Source organism: Schumannella soli, from assembly GCF_006517435.1.
Taxonomy (GTDB): domain Bacteria; phylum Actinomycetota; class Actinomycetes; order Actinomycetales; family Microbacteriaceae; genus Schumannella; species Schumannella soli.
Window position 1 is genome coordinate 13,529 of sequence record NZ_VHQG01000002.1, and the last position, 20,827, is coordinate 34,355.

Sequence of the window (20,827 nt, forward strand, 5' to 3'; positions counted from 1 at the left end):
CCGCGGTCGCGGCCGCGAGCCCATGCCGGGAACCCGCACCTGGCCGGATTCGCTGCTCGCGCTGCTCGCTCTCGCCGTGTCGCTGGCCGCCCTCAACCCGCTGCTCTCCGGCGTCGTCTGGTGGTTCGCCGGCGCGTTCTTCGCCGCGATCGTGCTCGGCGCGGGGGCGCTCGCCCGACTCGTGCTGCGCGGCACGGTCCTGCCGCCCCTGATCGGACTCGCCGCCGGACTCGTCGCGGTCGAGCTGGTGTTCCTGCGCGGGCAGGCGCTCGCCGGGGTGATCCCGACCTCCGCGGTGTTCCGCAAGGCGGGGGAGCTGGCCGAGCAGGGCACCCAGTCGATCGCGCAGCAGGCCGTGCCGGCCGAGCCGGTGACCGGCATCCTCTTCCTCATCGTGCTCGGCGTCGTCGGTCTCGCGTTCGCCGCCGACCTGCTCGTCGTCGCGACCCAGGTGCGTGCGCTCGCCGCGCTGCCGATGCTGGCGCTGCTCATGATCCCGATGCTCGTGCTGAGCGGCCGGTCCGACGCGTTCGTCTGGATCGCCGCCAGCGCCGTCTACCTGATCCTGCTGCGGCGCGGCGCCCGCCCGACGTCGCGGCTCGCGACGGGGGCGATCGCCGCGCTGGTCGTGGTCGGGTCGCTCGTCATCCCCAGCTTCCTGCCGCCGGTCGGGCAGACCTCGGCCACGCAGGGCGGTCTCGAGACCCGCGTCAACCCGCTCGTCTCGCTCGGCGAGGATCTGCGCCGCGGCACCGCCGTCACGGCGCTGCGCTACAGCACGAAGAGCTCCGAGCCGATGTACCTGCGGCTCGCGACCTACGAGAGCTTCGCGGGCGACACCTGGGCGCCGACGGTGCCCGACGAGCAGTCGCTGCGTCGGCTCGACAGCCTCCCGACCGCGATCGGGCGCTCGGATGACGTGCCCACCGGGTCGGGCGAGGTCACGGTGCGCGTCGACCGCGTCGGCGGGCGCTGGGCCCCCGTCCCCTACGCCGCGACGAGCATCCGCGGTCTCGACGGCGACTGGCGGGCGGATGCCGAGGGGCTCACGGTGCGCTCGGGCGACGGCGAGATCAACGGTCGGCAGTACACGGTCGACTTCGACTACCCGACCGTCACCCCCGAGCAGCTGCAGGCCGACTCGGGATCGGGCCGCTACGACTTCGACGTGCGTCCCTACCTCGAGACGCCGCCCGGCCTCGCGCCCGTCATCGCCGACACCGCCGCTCAGGTGACGGCCGGCAAGACCACCGCGTGGGATCAGGCCGTCGCGCTGCAGGACTGGTTCCGCGACGACTTCAGCTACTCGGAGGACGCCCCCGTCGACGAGGACTACGACGGATCGGGCGTCGACGTCATGCCGGAGTTCCTCGAGGCGAAGGCCGGCTACTGCGTCCACTTCGCCTCCACCATGACGGTCATGGCGCGCACCCTCGGCATCCCGGCCCGCATGGTCGTCGGGTTCCTGCCGGGAGAGCTCACCTCGACCGACGAGGACGACACGCAGAACTTCCGCGTCGACACGCACAAGCTGCACGCCTGGCCCGAGCTGTACTTCCAGGGCTACGGCTGGCTGCGTTTCGAGCCGACGCCGTCGCGGGGATCCGTGCCGTCCTACGCGATCGTGCCGGGCGCCTCGGGCGACGACACCGAGCCGAGCGCCGCGCCGAGCGACACCCCGAGCGACACCGCCTCCGACCCGGCGAACCGCCCCGACCGCACCGACACCCCCGCGCGGTCGGCGGCGCAGGATGCGGCGCGCAGCGCCCAGAGCGTCGCGCAGGTCGGCGGGATCGTGCTCGGCGTCGTGCTCGTGCTGCTCATCCCGCTGCTCCTGCGGCGCGCGGTGCGGCTGCGTCGCTTCTCGCGCATCCGCCGCGGTCGTGATCCCGCCCAGGCCGCGTGGACCGAGCTGCGCGACACCGCCCGCGATCACGGCTGGAACGCGCTCGAGAGCGAGAGCGTCGAGACGCTGACCGGTCGGCTCGTCGACGGGATGCCGGGGAGCGAGGCGGATGCGCTGCGCCGCCTCGCGCGGGCCGTCGAACGCACCGCCTACGCCCCTCCCGACCGGCCGCCGGTCACGACCGATGATCTCGCGGCCGCGATCCGCGCGATCGAGCGCGACACCCCGCCGGTGCTGCGCGTGCGCGGGGCGCTGCTGCCCGCGTCGCTGTTCCGCCGCGTGCTCGCCGCCGCCGACGCCTGAGCGCGAGCGCGGGCCTCCGCTCCGGCCGCGGGGTGACGACACCCCGCGCTCGGGACACGACCCCGCGCTCGGCGATCCTCCGCCGGCGAGGTCAGGCCAGGGGGCTCGCGGCGAGAACCGGGCGACCGGTCGCCGGATCGCTGAGCCAGCTCGCCCGCACCCGGTAGACCTCGACGAGCAGCTCGGGCGTCAGCGTCGCGAGCGGCGCGCCCTCGGCGACCACGCGCCCGGCGTGCAGCACGACGACGTCGTCGGCCCAGGCCGCCGCGAGACCGAGATCGTGCAGCGCGGCGAGCACGGTGACGCCTTCGCCGGTGAGCCGGCGCAGCAGCGTCAGCGCAGCGAGCTGGGCCGCGATGTCGAGGTGGTTCGTCGGCTCGTCGAGCAGGAGCAGACGCGGATGCTGCGCGAGCGCCCGCGCCAGCAGCACGCGCTGCCTCTCGCCGCCCGAGAGCCGGGTGATCTCCCGACCGCGCAGGTGCTCGATGCCGGCGGAGGCGATCGCCGCATCCACCGCGTCCGCCGACTCGCGGTCGGGACCGCCGAGCAGCGCTCCGTAGGGCGTGCGCCCGAGTCCGACGACGGCCTCGACGCTGAGCGGCAGCTCGGTTCCCGCGTCCTGCTCGACGAAGGCGACGCGGCGTGCGCGCTCACGTCGCCCGAGCGCCCCGAGATCGGCTCCGTCGAGGCGCATCGTGCCCGCGGCCGGCCGATCGGCGCCGGCGACGGCGCGCAGCAGGCTCGACTTGCCGGCGCCGTTCGGCCCGACGAGAGCCGTCAGCGCACCCGGGGGAGCGGAGAACGTGGCGGCGTCGACGACGGGCCGGTCGCCGATGCGCACGGTGAGGTCGGCGACGCGGAGGCCGCCGTCCCTGCTCCTGTCCCAGCTCGTCGCGCCCGCCGCCTCCGCGCTCATGCCTCGCTCCGCCGTCGCGCTCGATCCGCCGGTCGATCCGCCCGCATCCGCGCTCATGCCTCGCTCCGCCGACGGGCCAGCAGCAGCGCGAACACGGGCGCTCCGATGAGCGCGGTCACGATGCCGACCGGCAGCTCGCGCGGCGCGAAGACGCTGCGCGCGAGGGTGTCGGCCCAGATCAGGAACGTCGCGCCGACGAGCGCCGAGAGCGGCAGCAGCGTGCGGTGCCCGGGGCCCACGACGAGGCGCACGGCATGCGGCAGCACGAGCCCGACGAAGCCGATCGAGCCGCTGACCGCGACCAGCGCGCCGGTCAGCAGGGCCGTCGCGCCGAGCAGCAGCCAGCGGGTGCGCTGCACCCCGATGCCGAGGCTCGCCGCCGTCGTGTCGCCGAAGCTGAAGGCGTCGAGGATGCGCCCGCTCAGCAGCAGCGGGATGCCGATCACGAGCACCGCGACCCCGGCGATCCCGACCGCCGACCAGCGCGCGCCGGCGAGGGAGCCGAGCAGCCAGCCGAGGATCTCGCGATACGAGTCCTGCTCCGAGCTCCAGAAGATCGCGAAGCTCGTCGCGGCTCCGGCCAGGCTCGACACGGCGACGCCGGCGAGAACCGTGCGGGTCGGCGTGATCGCGCCGAGCGCTCCCGCGAGACCGAGCGTCGCGGCGAGGGCGAGCAGCGCCCCGCCGAACGCCGCGGCCGGCAGCGCGACGGCGACACCGAGCAGGATGACCGTCACGGCGCCGAGCGACGCGCCCGAGGAGAGGCCGAGCAGGTAGGGGTCGGCGAGCTGGTTGCGGGTCAGCGCCTGCATGACCGCGCCCGCGATCGCGAGCCCCGCGCCGACCGCCGCGGCCGTGAGCACCCGGGGCACCCGCAGCCCCCACACGATGCCGTCGCGCAGCGGGTCGAGCGGATTCGCGCCCAGGCCGAGGTGCGACAGGATGCCGCGCAGCACATCGCCGACGGCGAGATCCGCCGAGCCGATCGTCGTCGCGACCACGATCGACGCGGCGAGGGCGAGCACGAGCAGCGGAGCCAGCACGGCGGTGCGGCGGCGGGCGCGGCGGCGCGCATCCACGCCGATGCCCGCGACGGCGCTGCTGCGCCCGCCGCGACCGCTGCTCGCGATGCTCACCATCCGATCCGACTCCGTCCCCTCATCCGGTCTCTCGTCAGCCCAGCTTCAGCTTCGCCAGCTGCGTCGCGACCGAATCGACCGCCTCGACCGAGCGCACGCCCGCCTCGCTCGCCGCGAAGGGCAGCGTGATGTAGCGGTGCTGCTTCACGGCGGCCAGGTTCGCGGTCGCCGGGTTCGCCTCGAGCTGCGCGATCTTGCTCTTCGCCGTGTTCCAGTCGGCGTCGATCAGCACGATCACGTCGGGGTCGGCGTCGACGATCGACTCCCAGCCCAGCGAGGCCCAGGTCTGCTTCACATCGGCGGCGACGTTCGTCAGCCCTGCGGCCTCGAGCACCATCTCCGGCGCGCCCGTGCCGGCGCCGACGTAGGGCGTGTCGGTTCCCGACGAGTACCAGAGGGCCGTCAGGCCGCGATCGTCGCGGTGGATGCCGGCGAGCTGCTTCTTCTGCGCCGCGACCAGCTTCGTCGCGGTCGGCTCGACGCCGAAGATGCGCCCGGCCTCGTCGATCTCGCCGAAGACGTCGTCGAAGCTCAGCTTCGCCGGGGCGCCCTGACTGCGGCACGCGGCCGGCTGCACGTAGCTCGCGATGCCCAGCTTGTGCAGCTCGGCGCGCGTGCCCGCGGCGTCCGCGCTGAACGCCGACTCCCAGCCCGAGTAGACCAGGTCGGGCTCGAGGTCCAGCACCGACTCGGGGCTCGGCATCTGGTCGCTGACGTCGTTGCGCTTCGGCGCCTCCGCCTTCCACTTCGACGGCACGGCCCCGTCTTGGAAGGCGGTACCGACGATGCGGTCGCCCACGCCGAGCGCGAGCATCATCTCGGTCGACGTCGACTTGACGGTGATCACGCGCTTCGGCGGCGTCGCGATCGTCTCGTCGAAGCCGCAGTTGTCGAGCGTCACGGCCTTCGCCGAGGTCGAGCCGGATGCGCCGGTGCTCGCGCTGTCGGCGGGGGCGGCGGATGCGGAGCATCCGGCCAGCAGCGCGATGACGGCGAGACCGGCGGTCGGCGCCAGGGCGGCGGCGGTCAGGATGCGGCGGCGCGGGGTGCGCGGCGCGCGCGCGGAGGTCGGGGAGATGAGGGTGCGGGGTCGCACGGGAGCCTCTCGGTGGCGCCCGGCCGGCGGCGGAGCAGCGCGGGGCTGCGCACCGTGCGGCGGGCAGGGGCGGACGGCGGGCGCGAAACGGCCCGCGGATCACGTGCCGCCCGAGAGTCGGCCGGCGCACCGGACGTCAGAGTGGCGACCGGGGTGAGCCCAGATTAGCGGCGCGGCGCATCCCGTCGCCGGACGCGCGTCGCAGAAAGTGCGTCGCTGCGCGCGGCCGCCGATTTCGCCGATCTCGCCCCGACAGGCGCGGCACGTCGGCGGGGCGGCCGTGCTCGCGAGAGAATGACGCAATGCGCTGGCAGGTCATCGTCCCCGTGAAGCCCGCGGTCCAGGCGAAGACCCGGCTCGACGCCGATCCGCGCCTCGCCCGCGCCATCGCCCTCGACACGATCTCGGCGGCGCTCGAGACGCTCGAGGTCGACCGCGTCATCGTCGTCACGGGGGATGTTCGCCTCGCCACCGAACTGACCGACACGGTCGCCGAGCGGGTCACGATCATCTCCGAACCGGAGCCGACCGGCATCGCCGCCGCGATCGCCCTCGCGCTCGACCAGATCGCCGAGTCGGCTCCCCGTGCCGTGCTGCTCGGCGACCTCCCCGCGCTCACTCCCGACGACCTCGGCGTCGCCCTGCACGCCGCCGAGCGCGTGGCCCGTGGATTCGTGCCCGACCGCGACACCGGCGGCACGACGCTCGTCACCGCCGCCCCCGACACGGAGCTGCTCAGCCGCTTCGGCGACGGCAGCGCCGCCCGGCACGCCGCCCTCGGGCTCGTGCGCCTGCATATACCGCGCGACTCGACTCTGCGCCGCGACGTCGACACCCGCGAGCAGCTCGACGCCGCCGCGGCCCTCGGCCTCGGCGTGCGCACCCGCCAGGCCCTGCAGAACCCCGACGACTGACCCGGAGCTCAGCCCGCGGCGAGCGCCAGGGCGTCGCTGACGAGCTGCACGCCCGTGGGTTCGTCGCGCAGCCAGAGCGGCACAGCGGCCGAGCGGATGCCCTCCGCCTCGAGGCCGGCGACGGCATCCGCGTCGACCTCGTCGACCAGCCACGCGTCGAGCACACCCCGCGCGCCGGCTTCGTGAACCGGATGCGCGGTGTCGGCGACGGCATCCACCGCCCCACCGCGCGCCCCCAGCAGCCGGGCGACCGCCGCCGCGCTCGTCGGCACGCCGATCACGTCGAGGCAGGCGTCGGCCATGCCGCGCACGACCGCGCCGCCGATGATTGGCGAGACGCCGACGACGGGCGCCGGCGTCGCCTGCAGTGCCGCGTGGATGCCGGGGATGTCGAGGATCGTCCCGATCGACACGACCGGGTTCGACGGCGCCAGCAGCACCACGTCGGCGTTCTCGATCGCGTCGAGCACGCCGGCCGCGGGGGAGGACCCGGCGAGGCCGCGGCGCTCGAAGCCGTGCGTCACGACCTTCGCGCGGTAGCGCGTCCACCACTCCTGGAAGTGCACGGTGCGCGCCGCGCCCGACTCCGGGTCGTCGATGCGCACCCAGGTCTCGACCTCGTCGTCGGTCGCCGGCAGCAACTCGACGCCGAGATCCCATCGCGACGTCAGCCGCGGCACGATCGAGCTGAGCGGAACCCCCTCGCGCAGCCACGCCGACCGCGCGATGTGGGCGCCCAGATCGAGGTCGCCGAGCGTGAACCACGGCCATCCGGCGCCCCATTCGCGCAGCTCGGCCGACACGCGCTCGCTCTCGCCGACGCGGCCCCAGCCGCGCACGGTGTCGTTGACGCCCGCGAGCGCGTACATGATCGAGTCGAGGTCGGGCGTGATGCGCAGGCCCACGTGCCACATGTCGTCGCCGGTGTTGGCGACGGCGGTGATCCGCGTCGACGGCGAGTGGATGCGGGCCCAGGCGCGCACGGCGGAGAGGAAGCGGGCGCCGCCGACGCCGCCGGCGAGCACGGTGATGCGAGAGGGGAGAGGTGCAGGCACGGCGCTCACCCTAGGGCTCACGGCGTTCGCGTCGCCGACCGTCGCGGTGATCGTCGCGGGTCGCGTCGGCGCGACCGTCGGCGCGACGCCGCCCGCGCGCGTAGACTCTCCCGCCGTGCCTGCCTTCCGAACCACCCCCTACACCGTGCCGGTTCACGACGTCATGCACCGCCCCGGCGAGATGCGCGAGCGCGAGCTGGTGATCACCCTGGCCGAGCGTCTTGGCGAGGGCGCGGCGACCGTTCCGCAGGGCTCCGAGCTCACGATCGACCTGCGTCTCGAGGGCCTGCATGACGGCATCCTCGTGACCGGCGAGGTGGATGCGACGGCCGTCGGAGAGTGCGGTCGCTGCCTGGACCCGGTGAGCATTCCTGTCGAACTCGAATTCCAGGAGCTTTTCGCGTATTCTCTCGACGAAGCTTTCGACTACTCGGTTCGCGATGATCACGTGGATCTCGAACCGGTGGTGCGGGATGCGGTGGTGCTGTCACTGCCGTTCCAGCCGGTCTGTCGGCCGGACTGCCCAGGCCTCGACCCCGTAACGGGGGAGAAGCTGGAGGTTGCTCCGGAACAGGATCAGCGTGTGGTCACGGACCCGCGCTGGGCGGCTCTGCAGGGCTTCCAGGCAGCACACGATGACGTTTCCGATGCCGCTGGCGTCGAGAGAGAAGAGAGATAAACCATGGCTGTTCCCAAGCGCCGCCAGTCGCGAGCCAACACCCACGCCCGTCGTTCGCAGTGGAAAGCCACCGCGCCGACCCTGGTGAAGACCGTCGAGAACGGCCGCGTCACCTACAGCCTCCCGCACCGCGCCAAGGTGGTCGAGGACTCGGCGGGCACCCCGCTGTTCCTCGAGTACAAGGGCCGCAAGGTCGCCGACGTCTGAGCTGCCAGGTTCTGGAACTCTGACGTCCGCGTCATCGGATTCGGCCGCTGAGAGCGTGAGCGCTCTCGGCGGTCTTTCCGTGTCTCCGGGAGGCGATGCGGCTGCCGCCGTCGCTCCGCCGACGCTCGACTCCGACCGCAGCGAGCTGACCGCCGCGCTGGGTCTCGTCATCGACGCCGACCTGCTGCGCATGGCGCTCACGCATCGCTCGTACTCGTACGAGAACGGCGGGGTGCCGCACAACGAGCGCCTCGAGTTCCTCGGCGATTCGATCCTCGGTCAGGCCGTGACGGTCAAGCTGTTCCGCGAGAACCCCGACCTCGACGAGGGCGAGCTCGCGAAGCGGCGCGCCAGCCTGGTGTCGACGGTCGCGCTCGCGGAGATCGCGCGGGGGATCGGCCTGGGCCGCTTCCTGCTGCTCGGCCGTGGCGAGGAGCTCACGCGCGGGCGCGACAAGAACTCGATCCTCGCCGACACGGTCGAGGCGATCATCGGCGCGGCCTACCTCTCGGCCGGTCCGGATGCGGCCACCGCCCTGGTGCTGCACCTCGAGACCCCGCTGTTCGCCGACCCGGAGCGCTTCGGCGCCGCGATGGACCCGAAGACGAGCCTGCAGGAGCTGGCCGCGCGCCGCGGCCGCGGCCTGCCGCAGTACTCGGTCACCGACAGCGGCCCCGACCACGACAAGCGCTTCACCGCGATCGTGCGCCTCGGCGACGAAGACCTCGCCGAGGGATCGGGTACCAGCAAGAAGCAGGCTGAGATGGCCGCCGCGCTCGAGGCGTGGACGCGCCTGCAGGCGCACCGCTGAGCTCGGCCCTGCTGCACTCCCATGCCTGAACTGCCTGAGGTCGAGGTCGTGCGCGCGGGTCTCGCGCCCGCCGTCTCGGGCGCCGTGATCGAGCGCGTCGAGGTGCTCGACGCCCGCTCGCTGAAGCGTCACGTCGGCCCGGGCGAGGACTTCGTCGAGCGGCTCACCGGGGCGACGCTCGCGCCGCCGTCGCGGCGCGGCAAGTTCCTCTGGATCCCGATCGCCGGCGACGGCGGCACGCGGGGGAGCGGCGACGACGCCGAGGCCCTCGTCGTGCACCTCGGCATGAGCGGGCAGGTGCTGCTGCGCGCACCCGACGCCCCGCGCGACCGGCTCACCCGCATCGTGTTCGACGTGCGGCATCCCGTGCACGGAGCCCTGCGCGTCGACTTCGTCGACCAGCGCATCTTCGGCTCGATGGCGGTGGATGCGCTCATCCCGACGCCGGACGTCGCCGGCGAGCGCGTGCCCAGCCAGGTCGCGCACATCGCGCGCGACCCGATGGATCCCCGTTTCGACGACCGCCGCTTCCTCGCCGCGCTCGCCCGCAAGGACACCGGCATCAAGCGCGCCCTGCTCGACCAGACCCTCGTGAGCGGCATCGGCAACATCTACGCCGACGAGGCGCTGTGGGCGTCGCGCATCCACTACGACCAGCCGACCCGCGCGCTCAGTCGGCCGCGCGCGCAGACCCTGCTCGCGGAGGTGCGTCTCGTGCTCGGCAAGGCGCTCGCCGAGGGCGGCACGAGCTTCGATGCGCAGTACGTCAACGTCAACGGAGCCTCGGGCTACTTCTCGCACTCCCTCAACGCCTACGGCCAGCAGGGCGAGCCCTGTCCGCGCTGCGGACGCGCGATCGTGCGCGAGACCTTCATGAACCGCGGCTCGCACTTCTGCCCGTTCTGCCAGCGCATCCGCCAGACCCGTCCCGTCCGCTGACGGGACAGGGTGCCTCGCACGGCGGTGTCGGTCACCCTGCGCGCCCTAGGCTGACAGCATGAGCGCCGTCGGAGTCGTCGTGTCCATCCTCTGCAAGCCGGGTCGCGGCTCCGAGCAGATCGCGGCGTTCGAGGAGGTCGCGCCCCTCGTGCGCGCCGAGGACGGCTGCCTGCACTACGAGCTGCACGAGGTCATCGGCGATCCCGACCGCTTCGTGATCCTCGAGTGGTGGGCCTCGGCCGAGGCGCTCGAGGTGCACGGCAGCGCCCCGCACACCGTCGAGCTCGGGAAGCGCACGCCGCTGTTCCGCGCCGAGCCGGCGACGCTCACGCGCATCGAGCCGGCGCACCGCATCCCGAGCTAGCGGCCGCGTAGCCGCCTCCCGACGACGAGTTGCCCAGTTCTGTCGTATTCCGAGTGCAGAACGCGACAGAAGTGGGCAACTCGCGAGGGTGGAGTCTCGCCTAGCCGCGCGCGAGCGCCGCGAAGCGGAACTTGTAGGTCGCGTCGAGCGTGTCCTTCAAGCCGGTGACGCCCTTCACGGCGACGACGGTCTCCTGGCCCTGCAGCAGCGGGATGATGCCGGCCGACTTCGCGACGAGGGTCTGCACCGCCTCGATGTCCTTCGTGCGCTCGGCCGGGTCGGAGGCGGTGGCCTCCTTCTCGATCGCGGCGTCGATCTCGGGGCTGGTGAGTCCGTTGACGACCGAGCCGCCGGTCGACGAGTAGCCGGAGCGCAGGAAGTTGTCGGGGTCCGGGTAGTCGGGGAAGAATCCGAGCTGGTAGGCCGGGTAGTCGGCGCGCTGCTTGACGTAGCTGGTCCACTCGGTCGACTGCAGGTCGACGGTGAACAGACCCGACTCCTCCAGCTGCGACTTGATCGTGGCGTACTCGCTCGACGAGTCGGGGCCGTAGTGGTCGCTGGTGTACTGGATGGGCAGGGTCACCGGGGTGCTGACACCGGCATCCGCGAGGATCTGCGTCGCCCTCTCGACCGAGGGCTTCGCGCCGTAGAGGTCGGCGAAGGTCTTCGTGGCGCCGTTCTGGCCGTCGAGCACGAGGCTGTAGGCGGGGGCGTAGGTGCCCTTGAAGACGTTCTTCGCGATGTCGTCGCGGTCGATCAGCGTCGCGACGGCTTGGCGGATGGCGAGCTTCTGCGCGTCGTCGGCGCCGGGCTGCGCATCCTTGTTGAAGACCAGGAAGCGCACCGAGCCGCCGGGGCCGGAGACGACCTGCAGCTTCGAATCCTTCTCCAGGTCGGCGACATCGGTGGAGGTCAGCGAGCGGTACGCGATGTCGATGCCCTCCTTCTGGATGTCGAGCTTGAGGTTCGACGAGTCGGCGTAGGCCTTGAGCACGACGTTCTTCGTCTTCGGCGCGGTGCCGTCGTAGTGCGTGTTGGCGGTGAGCGACAGCAGCCCCTTCTTGGAGTAGTCGCTGATCGCGTAGGGGCCCGAGCCGATGACCTTCGCGTCGGCGAGCAGCTTGTCAGCGGGGAAGACCTGCTCGTCGACGATCGGACCGCCCATGCTCGACAGCACGTAGGGGAAGGTCTGGTCGTTCGCGGTCTTCAGGTGGAAGACGACGCCGAGGTCGCCCTTCTGCTCGATGCTGTCGATGCCCGAGAGCAGCGGCGCGGGTCCGCTGGGGTCGTTGATCTTCAGGATGCGCTCGAACGAGAAGACGACATCCGACGCGGTCAGCGCGTGGCCGTTGCTGAACTTCAGGCCCTTCTTGACCGTGCAGCTGTAGGTCGTGGCGTCGTCGAAGTCGCAGCTCTCGGCGGCCTCCGGAACCGGGGTGGTGTTGCCGGGCTCGTAGCTCAGCAGGTGCTGGTAGATCTGGTTCTGCGGCGTGAAGCTGCCGCGGTCCCAGGCGCCGGCCGGGTCGAGCGAGACGATCGCGTCGGTCGTGCCGATGACGAGCGGCTCGGAGCTGTCGGCGGACGATGCGCCGGACGCGCAGCCGGTCAGCGCGAGCGCGGTCGCGCCCACGGCGAGGGTCACGGTCGCGGCGCGGAGCAGGGGTCGGGTCATGGTGCGGTGCTGTGCTTTCTGGCTGGATGCGGGTGCTGGGTGCTGGGTGCTGGGTGCTGGGTGCTGGGTGCNACTGCGTGTGCTGTGCGGGTTCAGGAGGCGGCGGCCGGGATGCGCGACGTGCGCAGCGCATCCACCTCGCGGCGCGCCGGCATGGCCCGGCCGACCGCGGCCTCGTCGGCGACGTCGTAGTCGACGCCGTCGAAGCGATCGGGGCGGTAGAGCGCCGGGTCGCCGGCGACGGGCGGCGCGCCGGTGACGAGGTCGGCGACGAGCCGGCCGAGGCCCGGGCCGTGCGTGACCCCCGATTCGTTGTCGCCGGCAACGACCCAGAGGTCGGCGGCCTCGGGCACGGGGCCGGCGATGAAGCGGCGGTCGGCCGTCATCGAGACGACGCCCTGCGTCCACTCCGCGGTGTCGGCGTAGTCGCCGCCCGAGGGGATGAGCGCGGCGAGCACCGGCGCGAGCTGCTCGCGCATCGCGTCGATGAGGTCGGTGCGCTGCGGTCGGCGCTCGGCGGTCACGTCCGCCGAGCCGAGCGCCTCGTAGCCGCCGCCGTGGCCGTAGGTGAGGCCGCCGCGGTGCTCGCGCACCCACAGTCCCTGCAGCTCGGGCAGCATCAGCGTCGGGATCTGTCCGAGGCCGAAGGGCTTGGTCGTGAGCCGGGAGGCGAGCACCCGCGCGAACGGCAGGGTGCGGCCGAGCGGGGAGAGCAGCGCGTTCGTCCACGAGCCGGAGGCCAGCACGACCTGGCCGGCGCGCAACTCGGCGCCGGCGGTGGTGCGCACGCCGACGGTGCGCCCGTCCTCGACGAGCACGCTCGCCACCGGGGTGCAGTTCTCGAAGCGCACGCCCGCGCGCGCGACCTCGGCGGCCAGCGCGAGCGCCGCATCCGGGGCGCTGATCTGGATGCCGCCGGGGTGCAGGAAGCCGCCGGTCACGGCCGCGGCGCTGACCCCGGGCACGACCTGGGCGACCTCGTCGGGCGTCAGAAGGCGCGCCCCCGCGGGCTTCAGCGGGTGCCGGTCGAAGGGCAGGATGTGGTCGCGGTACCCCTCGTCGGTGACGCTGAGCCAGACGTTGCCGCGGTCGCGGAATCCGATGTCGGCTGTGCCGGCGAGCTCGCGGTAGAAGTCGATGCCGTACTGCTCGAGATCGCGCTCCGACTCGTTCCAGTACCAGGCGTAGCCGGCGGCCCACAGCCCGACGAAGCCGGCGCCGGCGGCGGTCGTGCCCGAGGCGGGCGTGCCCTCGTCGACGACCGTGACCCGGCGCCCGGCGCGGGCGAGGTGCAGCGCGGTCGAGAGCCCGAAGAGTCCCGAGCCGACGACGAGCACGTCGGGCAGTTCGGCCGACGCCCGGTCGCCGTGCGTCAGATCGGCGACGGGGTGAGCGGACACGGGCGACCTCGGATCGTTCGGGTGGATGCCGCCTCCGGGCGCGACGACCGGGAACGACAGGTGTGGTGTATCGCTCACGCTACTGTCGCGCGCGACCGCACCCGCGTCACGTGACGCCCTGTGACGAGACCGCGAGTCCGGCTCAGAGATCCGTGCGCCAGGCGCCCTCCACCGCGATCGGCGCGAAGCCGACAGCCTCGTTGACGTCGAGCATGAAGCGGTTCTCCTCGGCGTTGAAGGTGATGACCGCCGGGTGGCCTGGACGCTCGCGCTGCAGCTGCTCGAGGTTGGCTAGCTTGACGAGCATCCCGAGGCGGTGGCCGCGATGCTCGCGCAGCACGATCGTGTCCTCCTGCGAGACGACGCGGCTCGTGTCGGGCGCGGTGTCGAAGTAGGTGTAGCCGGCGAGCTCGCCGCTCGGCCGGTGCACGGCCGCCGCGACGATCGTCTCGATGCCCGACTCGGCCTGGTCGCGCTCCTCGTCGACGACCCGCTCGGCCGTGTACGGATCCTCGGGCTCCTCCATCCCAGCGCTCGGCGCATCCGTCGACATGCGCGTCTTGAGTCGCGCGATCTCGTCGAGCCACTCGGTCGGCGTCGCGCCGATCCAGGTCACGGTGTCGTAGTCGGGGCCGGATGCGGTGCGCGCCGCCGCCAGTCGCGCGGCCAGTTCGTCGTCGGGCATCGGCAGGTCGACCGAGCTGACCCGCTCGACCTGTTCGAGGCGGGCTCCCCGGCCGAGCGCGAAGCGCACGCTCGCGTGGTCGGCGGGCACCCGTCCGATCCCGGTCGGCGGCACGAGCACCTCCGCTCCGGCGGCGACCTCGGCGTCGCTCACGACCGGCGCGGCCGCCCAGGAGAGGAGCTTCGACACGCCGGACTCGCGCGCGAGGGTCTCAAGCCCATCGGCGAGCGCCGTGCCGATGCCGCGCCGCCGCGCATCCGCCGCGACCATGACACTGCAGAACCCGGTGTCGGGCGACGAGGCGGGCACGTGGAGCGCCGCGCGGCCGACGACACGTCCGTCGAGCTTCGCGAGCACCATCCGCCGGCGCTCCCAGCGCTGATTCGCCCAGGCGGGGAGCACCTCGCCGGGCTGCGAGGGGTCGGCGGCGCGGCCGAAGGCCTCGCGTTCGATCGCGTTCCAGAGCTCGACGGCGGCGCGGAAGTCGTCGACGTCGGCGGTCGCGGTGTCGAGCGAGACGGGGATGCGCAGCTCGGCGATCTCGACGTCGCCGTCGTGGGTCGCGGGTGCGGGGGTCATCGTCATCCTCCGCCGCCCGGTGGTCGTGGTGGAGCGCGGAGACGTCGAAACGTGACGCGCGGCTCCGGGCAGCCGACCAGGATGCCCGACCCCGCCGCGGAGAGGCAACCCGTCACGGCGGACCAGCAGGGTAGCGTTGACCGATCATCGACTGCGGCCGGCCGGACGCCGCGGCGTGACTCGCGAAACGGGAGCCGCGTGTATCTGAAGAGCCTGACCCTCAAGGGGTTCAAGTCCTTCGCGCAGCCGACCGTGTTCGCCTTCGAGCCGGGCGTGACCTGCGTGGTCGGGCCCAACGGATCCGGCAAGTCGAACGTCGTCGACGCCCTCGCCTGGGTCATGGGCGAGCAGGGGGCCAAGACCCTGCGCGGCGGCAAGATGGAGGACGTCATCTTCGCCGGCACCTCCTCGCGCGGTCCTCTCGGCCGTGCCGAGGTGACGCTGACGATCGACAACAGCGACGGCGCGCTGCCGATCGAGTACAGCGAGGTCACGATCTCGCGCACCCTGTTCCGCAACGGCGGCAGCGAGTACGCGATCAACGGCCAGGGCTGCCGCCTGCTCGACGTGCAGGAGCTGCTGAGCGACTCGGGCCTCGGCCGCGAGATGCACGTGATCGTCGGCCAGGGTCAGCTGGATGCGGTGCTGCGCGCCACTCCGGAAGACCGCCGCGGCTACATCGAGGAGGCCGCCGGCATCCTCAAGCACCGTCGCCGCAAGGAGAAGACGGTGCGCAAGCTCGAGGCGATGCAGACGAACCTGACGCGTCTGAGCGATCTCGCGGGCGAGATCCGCCGCCAGCTGAAGCCGCTGGGCCGGCAGGCCGAGGTGGCCCGCGAGGCGCAGACGATCGCCGCGGTCGTGCGCGACGCCCGCGCGCGTCTGCTGGCCGACGAGGTCGTGACGCTGCGCGCGCAGCTCAGCGAGATGTCGAAGAGCGAGAGCGAGCGCAAGACCGAGCGGCTGGTGCTGCAGGAGCAGCTCGACCAGGCGAAGCTGCGGCAGGGCCGGCTCGAGCAGTCGATGAGCGGCGACGAGGTGGATGCGCACCGCCGCCTCGCCTTCGGGCTCGAGCAGGCGCAGGATCGTCTGCGTTCGCTGTCGTCGATGGCGACGCAGCGGCTGACGCTGCTGAGTCAGCAGTCGGAGCTGCCCGGCATGGCCGCGACCGTCAGCACCGCGATGATCGCGGACGCCCGCGAGGAGGCCGTGCGCCTGCAGGGCGAGGTGACGGTCGCCGAGGATGCGCTGGGCAAGTCCGGCGCCGTCACGGCGACGGCCCGCGCGAACCTCGACGCGCTCGACGAGGAGATCAGCGCGCAGAGCGCCCTCGTCTCCCAGCACGATCTCGAGCAGGCGCGCCTCGGCAGCCAGGTCGAACTCGCCACCTCGCGCCTGACCGCCGCGCAGCAGCAGGTCGAGCGGCAGCGCACCGCGGCCGCGCAGGCCGAGGAGCGCCGCGAGCAGGCGCGCGCCGAGTTCCTCGCGGTCGACGGCGACGAGGCCGCGCCGGAGGGGGATGCGCAGATCCTCGCCGAGCAGGTGACGGTCGCCGAGGCCGAGGCGCAGCGGCTCGAGGGCGAGGTCGACGAGCTGCGGGATGCGCTCCACTCGGCCGAGCGCGAACGCGACGCCCTCGCCGCCCGCGTGAGCGCGCTGACGATGGCCGCCGACCAGCGCAGCGGTTCGGGCGCGATCGCCGAGGTCGACGGCATCCGCGGGCCGGTGTCGGATGCCATCACGGTCGAGCAGGGCTGGGAGGCGTCGATCGCCGCGGCGCTCGGCAGCCTCGCCGAGGCCGTGCTCGCCGACAGCCGGGAGGCGGCGCTCGCCGCCCTCGAGCACGTGCACCGCACCGACGCCGGACAGGTCGAGATCGTCGTCGCGGATGCCCGTGCGGCGGCGGCTCCGGCTGATCTGCCGGAGGGCGCGCGCTCGGCGGTGGATCTCGTCGCGGCGCCAGACGGCATCCGCGGACTGCTCGCCCGCGTCGTGATCGTCGACGACCTCGACGCCGCGCGCGCCGCCTGGCCCGCGCTGCGCGAGCTCGACGGCGTCACGGTCATCACCCGCGACGGCGACGTGCTCGGCGAGCACGTGCTGCGCGGCGGCACCGGGGGAGCGCGGAGCCGGCTCGAGCTGCTGGCTGAGCGCGACGACGCGCAGGAGCGCCTCGTCGCCGTGTCGACCGACATCGAGCGCAGCGGCTTCGAGCTCGGTCAGCGTCGGGAGGCACTCGCCACGGCCCGCACCGCCGCGCGCGAGGCGGCCGCCCGGCAGAAGGAGTTCGACGCCGAGCTCGCCGCGCGCAGCCAGGCGCTCGGCCGCTCGCGCGTGCAGCTCGAGGCCGCCGAGGCCGAGGCCGAGCGCCTCGGCGACGGCATCGCCGCGCTCGCCGAGGCCGTGCGCGAGGCGACGACCGCGGCCGAGCGCGCGCAGGCCGAGCACGACGAGCACGCCGCGACGCCGCGTCCGATCCTCGACGTCTCCGCCCGCGACGGACTGCTGATCGAGCTCGAGTCGGCCCGTCAGAACGAGGTCGAGCTGCGCGTGCAGCTCGAGACCGCGCGCGAGCGCGTGCGGGCGCAGAAGGCGACGGCCGAGCAGCTGCAGAAGCAGCTCGAAGCCGAGCGCGCCGCCGCCGAGGAGGCCGCGCGCGCCGCCGTGCTGCGCCGCCACCAGATCGAGACCGCGTCGGCCGTGCTCGAGGCGCTGCCGCCGGCGATCGACGTGGCCGACCGCTCCGTCGCTCAGGCACGCGAGCGCCTCGCCGTCGCCGAACGCGAGCGCGCGGAGCAGAACGAGGAGCTCAGCGGCCTGCGCGCCGCCGAATCGGGCCTGCGGGAGAAGCTCGCGGGACTCAACGAGAACGTGCACAGCCTCGAGATGCAGGCCTACGAGAAGAAGCTGCACCTGTCGCAGCTGCTCGAGCGCGCCGCGGGCGAGCTCGGCCTCGACGACGACGTGCTCGTGGCCGAGTACGGGCCCGACGTGCCCGTTCCGGTCGACGTGCTGGATGCCGTGGACGCGCGGGGTGCGCGAGGCGAGTCCGGCGACGAGGCGGACGAGGATCTCGACGCGGACGCCGAGACCGACGCCGACGCCGATGGCGAGACCGACGCCGATGGCGAGACCGACGCGGCCGCCGCCGCCGTCGAGAGCTCCGCCGACATCCCGACCGTGCCGTTCGTGCGCCGTGAGCAGCAGGCCCGCCTCGCCGCCGCCGAGCGCAAGCTCGGCCTGCTGGGCCGCGTCAACCCGCTCGCGCTCGAGGAGTTCGCGGCGCTCGAGCAGCGTCACAAGTTCCTCGTCGACCAGCTCGCCGACCTTACGAAGACCCGCAAGGACCTGACGACGATCATCGAGGAGATCGACGAGAAGATGCAGGACATCTTCGCCGCGGCCTTCGAGGACACCAGGGCGGCGTTCAACCGCGTCTTCCCGATCCTGTTCCCGGGCGGCACCGGCAGCATCCTGCTCACCAACCCGGATGACATGCTCACGACGGGCATCGAGGTCACGGTCAAGCCGGCCGGCAAGAAGATCGAGCGGCTGTCGCTGCTCTCCGGCGGCGAGCGCTCGCTGGCCGCGGTCGCCCTGCTGATCGCGATCTTCAAGGCCCGCCCGAGCCCGTTCTACATCATGGACGAGGTCGAGGCCGCCCTCGACGACGCCAACCTCGGCCGCCTGCTGACGATCTTCGACGACCTGCGCCAGAGCTCGCAGCTCATCGTCATCACCCACCAGAAGCGCACCATGGAGATCGCGGATGCGCTCTACGGCGTGAGCATGCGGCAGGACGGCGTCAGCGCCGTCGTCGGCCAGCGCGTGCAGACCGAGGCCGACCGCGAGAGGGCGCGCGCCGAGCTCGGCCGCGACCTCGACTGACCGCGCCGGGCCCGACCACGCCCACGACCTCGGGCATCATGGCCCCATGAGCGCGGCGCCCGACACCCGACCGTTCCCCGGCGTCGCCGGCCGCGTGCGCCGCATGGTCGGGCGCGATCCGCACGAGTCGGAGCGCGCCTCCACCCCGCTCGAGCTGCTCTTCGATCTGGCCTTCGTCGTCGCCTTCGGCATCGCGGGCGAGCAGATGGCGCACGCGCTCGCCGAGGGGCACGTCGCGACGGCCATCGGCGGCTTCGCCTTCGGCATGTTCTCGATCGTCTGGGCGTGGATCAACTTCAGCTGGTTCGCCTCGGCGTTCGACACCGACGACTGGGTCTACCGCGTCACGACGATGGTGCAGATGGTTGGCGTCGTCATCCTCGCCCTCGGTCTCTCCGACATCTTCCACTCGCTCGACGAGGGCCACACGATCGACAACACGGTCGTCGTCGCCGGCTACGTCGTCATGCGCGTCGCGATGGTCGCGCAGTGGCTGCGCCTCGCCGCGCAGTCGCCCGAGCATCGCCGCACCGCGCTCACCTACGCCCTCGCGATCGCGATCGCCCAGGTCGGCTGGGTCGTGCTCGCCGCCGTGCACCTCGCTCTCGTGCCGACCATCATCGGCTCGATGGCGCTGTTCCTCATCGAGCTCTCCGGTCCGGCCCTGAGCGAGCGGCGCGGCGCCACCCCGTGGCATCCGCACCACATCGCCGAGCGCTACGGACTGCTCGCGCTCATCGCCCTCGGCGAGGGCGTGCTCGGAACGGTCGCCGCCGTGCAGCCGATCATCGAGGAGCACGGCTGGTCGGGCGACGCGATCGTGCTCGTCATCGCCGGCGTCGTGCTGACCTTCGGCCTCTGGTGGGCCTACTTCGCGGTGCCGTTCGGGCATCTGCTGCACGGGCGCCGCAGCGGTCGCGCCGCCTTCTCGTTCGGCTACCTGCACATCCTCGTGTTCGCCGCGATCGCCGCCGTGGGCGCCGGGCTGCACGTGGGGGCTTACGTGATCGAGGGCGAGGCGCACGTCGGCTACGGGGCGGCGGTGCGCGCCGTCGCGATTCCGGTCGCGGTCTTCCTGGTCGTGTATCTCGGCATCGCCGACCTCCTCGTCCGGCGCGTCGCGGCTGCCCAGGTCGGCGCGCTCGCGCTCGCGCTGGCGGTGCTCGCGCTCGCCGTCGTGCTGTCGGAGAGCGGCACGCCGTTCGCGCTCGACATCCTGCTCGTCGCCGCGGCGCCGTGGATCGTCGTGATCAGCACCGAGACCGTCGGCCGCCGGCACTTCGCGGCGCATCTGGCGGGCGCCGGGGCCTGACACCGAGCGGACTGACGTGCGCGGTCAGCCGACCGAGCTGAACGCCACCACGAGCACGACCACCACGATCGCGACCACCAGCACGATCGCCGCGAGACCGGCGAGCACGGCGACGAGGATGCGGTTCACCTCGAACCAGGTCTGCGTGCGCGGATCCCAGCGCCGCATCTCGGCGGGCGTGGTCGGGCCCGGAACCGGCACCAGCTCCGCCCCGCGCGCCTGCAGATCGAGCGCGAGCGCGGTCAGCTGCTCGCGGCTCCACAGCAGACTCGTCAGCCACGCCCAGCGCCGTTCGGCCCCGAGGATCATCTGGTGCGACAGCGAGCCGACCGCGCCGACGCTCATCTGCCCGACCGTCACGACGCGCTGCACCTCCGCCACCGAGAACGCCTTCGTCGGCAGCAGGCCCTGCACGATCACGTAGGCGCCGTCGCGGAACTCGATGCGGCTGCGGTTCACCGCGAGCGCCGTCAGCGTCACCGTGAGGCCGGCCAGCACGATCATGCCGACGAGGTAGAGGCTCCACAGTCCGCTGCGCCACTGCAGCAGCGCGAGCAGGCCGAACAGCACGACATAGAGGGCGCCGAAGGTGATGTTGATGCGCCAGTAGCGCGCCGCGACCTCGCGGCTCGGGCGGAAGACCGTGCCGCCGGGCACGAACGGCGAGATGGATGCGGCGGGAGCGGGAGTGGGAGCGGGAGCCGGAGCCGGGCCGGCCGACGGGCCGGGAGCGGCGGGGTGCTGCGGCTGCCCGTCGTGCGGCGGCGACCACTGCGGCTGGCCGAACTGCTGCACGGGAGGCCGCGGCTGGCCGTGCTGCGGTGGGCCGTACTGCGGCTGGCCGTACTGCGGCTGGCCGTACTGCGGCGGGCCGTAATGCTGCGGTGCCGGCTGGTGGGGCTGCTGCGGCTGGCCGTACTGCGGGGCGTCGCTCATCGCCCCAGTCTGACGCAGGACTGCGT

Annotated in this window: 17 protein-coding genes; 9 read left to right on the top strand and 8 right to left on the bottom strand. The window is 73.0% G+C overall.

Translation table 11 applies throughout. The features are described from left to right. The first annotated feature begins 22 nt into the window (after nt 1–22). The gene (locus tag FJ657_RS05720; protein WP_141162761.1) at nt 23–2,209 is read left to right on the top strand and encodes a transglutaminase TgpA family protein; all 2,187 of its coding nucleotides are present in this window, start codon (nt 23–25) and stop codon (nt 2,207–2,209) included. 91 nt (nt 2,210–2,300) lie between these two features. Here FJ657_RS05720 and FJ657_RS05725 read toward each other — a convergent pair whose 3' ends face one another. The 3 genes from FJ657_RS05725 to FJ657_RS05735 are packed head-to-tail and all read right to left on the bottom strand — an operon-like array spanning nt 2,301 to nt 5,360. Continuing rightward, nucleotides 2,301–3,182 (bottom strand): ABC transporter ATP-binding protein, encoded by an 882-nt coding sequence (locus tag FJ657_RS05725; RefSeq protein WP_255447179.1) that lies wholly within the window; start codon nt 3,180–3,182, stop codon nt 2,301–2,303. Further along, complete coding sequence (locus tag FJ657_RS05730; protein WP_141162762.1) at nt 3,179–4,264, bottom strand: putative F420-0 ABC transporter permease subunit; 1,086 nt, start codon at nt 4,262–4,264, stop codon at nt 3,179–3,181. Before FJ657_RS05730 ends, FJ657_RS05725 begins: the two co-directional genes overlap by 4 nt. Nucleotides 4,265–4,298: 34 nt before the next feature. Further along, entirely contained in the window at nt 4,299–5,360 is a 1,062-nt protein-coding gene (locus FJ657_RS05735) for a putative F420-0 ABC transporter substrate-binding protein (protein WP_255447180.1), read from the bottom strand. 302 nt (nt 5,361–5,662) lie between these two features. Here FJ657_RS05735 and FJ657_RS05740 point away from each other — a divergent pair, with 302 nt between their 5' ends. Next, complete coding sequence (locus FJ657_RS05740) at nt 5,663–6,274, top strand: CofC family guanylyltransferase (protein ID WP_141162763.1); 612 nt, start codon at nt 5,663–5,665, stop codon at nt 6,272–6,274. Between the two features lie 8 nt (nt 6,275–6,282). Here the strand turns inward: FJ657_RS05740 and cofD are convergent, their stop codons facing one another. Continuing rightward, nucleotides 6,283–7,329, bottom strand: coding sequence for a 2-phospho-L-lactate transferase (cofD, locus tag FJ657_RS05745; RefSeq protein ID WP_141162764.1), 1,047 nt, complete (start codon nt 7,327–7,329; stop codon nt 6,283–6,285). A gap of 163 nt (nt 7,330–7,492) precedes the next feature. On the opposite strand from cofD, the gene FJ657_RS05750 reads away from it, so the two are divergent. The 5 genes from FJ657_RS05750 to FJ657_RS05770 all read left to right on the top strand — a co-directional run bounded on the left by FJ657_RS05750 (nt 7,493) and on the right by FJ657_RS05770 (nt 10,329). Further along, nucleotides 7,493–8,008, top strand: coding sequence for a YceD family protein (locus tag FJ657_RS05750; protein WP_141163893.1), 516 nt, complete (start codon nt 7,493–7,495; stop codon nt 8,006–8,008). 3 nt (nt 8,009–8,011) lie between these two features. Next, nucleotides 8,012–8,215: a 50S ribosomal protein L32 gene (rpmF, locus tag FJ657_RS05755; protein ID WP_141144963.1), complete on the top strand. Its 204-nt coding sequence runs from the start codon at nt 8,012–8,014 to the stop codon at nt 8,213–8,215. A 145-nt stretch (nt 8,216–8,360) separates the two neighbouring features. Beyond that, the gene (gene rnc, locus FJ657_RS05760; protein WP_255447294.1) at nt 8,361–9,026 is read left to right on the top strand and encodes a ribonuclease III; all 666 of its coding nucleotides are present in this window, start codon (nt 8,361–8,363) and stop codon (nt 9,024–9,026) included. 21 nt (nt 9,027–9,047) lie between these two features. Then, nucleotides 9,048–9,965, top strand: a complete 918-nt coding sequence (gene mutM / locus FJ657_RS05765) for a bifunctional DNA-formamidopyrimidine glycosylase/DNA-(apurinic or apyrimidinic site) lyase (protein ID WP_141162766.1) — start codon at nt 9,048–9,050, stop codon at nt 9,963–9,965. A gap of 58 nt (nt 9,966–10,023) precedes the next feature. Further along, entirely contained in the window at nt 10,024–10,329 is a 306-nt protein-coding gene (locus FJ657_RS05770; protein ID WP_141162767.1) for a putative quinol monooxygenase, read from the top strand. Between the two features lie 100 nt (nt 10,330–10,429). Here the strand turns inward: FJ657_RS05770 and FJ657_RS05775 are convergent, their stop codons facing one another. The 3 genes from FJ657_RS05775 to FJ657_RS05785 all read right to left on the bottom strand — a co-directional run bounded on the left by FJ657_RS05775 (nt 10,430) and on the right by FJ657_RS05785 (nt 14,665). Continuing rightward, nucleotides 10,430–12,001, bottom strand: coding sequence for an ABC transporter substrate-binding protein (locus FJ657_RS05775; protein ID WP_141162768.1), 1,572 nt, complete (start codon nt 11,999–12,001; stop codon nt 10,430–10,432). Nucleotides 12,002–12,093: 92 nt separating this feature from the next. Further along, the gene (locus FJ657_RS05780) at nt 12,094–13,479 is read right to left on the bottom strand and encodes an NAD(P)/FAD-dependent oxidoreductase (protein ID WP_181408893.1); all 1,386 of its coding nucleotides are present in this window, start codon (nt 13,477–13,479) and stop codon (nt 12,094–12,096) included. A 64-nt stretch (nt 13,480–13,543) separates the two neighbouring features. Next, on the bottom strand, nt 13,544–14,665 hold the full coding sequence (locus FJ657_RS05785; RefSeq protein ID WP_181408894.1) for a GNAT family N-acetyltransferase: 1,122 nt from the start codon (nt 14,663–14,665) through the stop codon (nt 13,544–13,546). A gap of 198 nt (nt 14,666–14,863) precedes the next feature. Between FJ657_RS05785 and smc the strand changes: the two genes are divergently transcribed. Then, complete coding sequence (gene smc / locus FJ657_RS05790; RefSeq protein ID WP_141162771.1) at nt 14,864–18,553, top strand: chromosome segregation protein SMC; 3,690 nt, start codon at nt 14,864–14,866, stop codon at nt 18,551–18,553. A gap of 46 nt (nt 18,554–18,599) precedes the next feature. Next, on the top strand, nt 18,600–19,865 hold the full coding sequence (locus tag FJ657_RS05795) for a low temperature requirement protein A (RefSeq protein WP_219995877.1): 1,266 nt from the start codon (nt 18,600–18,602) through the stop codon (nt 19,863–19,865). A 24-nt stretch (nt 19,866–19,889) separates the two neighbouring features. On the opposite strand, the gene FJ657_RS17495 is transcribed toward FJ657_RS05795, so the two are convergent. Next, nucleotides 19,890–20,801: a proline-rich domain-containing protein gene (locus FJ657_RS17495; protein WP_219995878.1), complete on the bottom strand. Its 912-nt coding sequence runs from the start codon at nt 20,799–20,801 to the stop codon at nt 19,890–19,892. Nucleotides 20,802–20,827 lie beyond the last annotated feature (26 nt).

What these genes read in the sequence shown, in the direction of transcription:
- FJ657_RS05750 (WP_141163893.1), top strand. Translation starts at nt 7,493, where the DNA reads ATGCACCGCCCCGGCGAGATGCGCGAGCGCGAGCTGGTGATCACCCTG.
- FJ657_RS05725 (WP_255447179.1), bottom strand. Translation starts at nt 3,182, where the DNA reads ATGAGCGCGGATGCGGGCGGATCGACCGGCGGATCGAGCGCGACGGCG.
- FJ657_RS05740 (WP_141162763.1), top strand. Translation starts at nt 5,663, where the DNA reads ATGCGCTGGCAGGTCATCGTCCCCGTGAAGCCCGCGGTCCAGGCGAAG.
- FJ657_RS05785 (WP_181408894.1), bottom strand. Translation starts at nt 14,665, where the DNA reads ATGACCCCCGCACCCGCGACCCACGACGGCGACGTCGAGATCGCCGAG.
- FJ657_RS05770 (WP_141162767.1), top strand. Translation starts at nt 10,024, where the DNA reads ATGAGCGCCGTCGGAGTCGTCGTGTCCATCCTCTGCAAGCCGGGTCGC.
- FJ657_RS05775 (WP_141162768.1), bottom strand. Translation starts at nt 12,001, where the DNA reads ATGACCCGACCCCTGCTCCGCGCCGCGACCGTGACCCTCGCCGTGGGC.
- FJ657_RS05730 (WP_141162762.1), bottom strand. Translation starts at nt 4,264, where the DNA reads ATGGTGAGCATCGCGAGCAGCGGTCGCGGCGGGCGCAGCAGCGCCGTC.
- FJ657_RS05720 (WP_141162761.1), top strand. Translation starts at nt 23, where the DNA reads ATGCCGGGAACCCGCACCTGGCCGGATTCGCTGCTCGCGCTGCTCGCT.
- FJ657_RS17495 (WP_219995878.1), bottom strand. Translation starts at nt 20,801, where the DNA reads ATGAGCGACGCCCCGCAGTACGGCCAGCCGCAGCAGCCCCACCAGCCG.
- mutM (WP_141162766.1), top strand. Translation starts at nt 9,048, where the DNA reads ATGCCTGAACTGCCTGAGGTCGAGGTCGTGCGCGCGGGTCTCGCGCCC.
- rpmF (WP_141144963.1), top strand. Translation starts at nt 8,012, where the DNA reads ATGGCTGTTCCCAAGCGCCGCCAGTCGCGAGCCAACACCCACGCCCGT.
- FJ657_RS05795 (WP_219995877.1), top strand. Translation starts at nt 18,600, where the DNA reads ATGAGCGCGGCGCCCGACACCCGACCGTTCCCCGGCGTCGCCGGCCGC.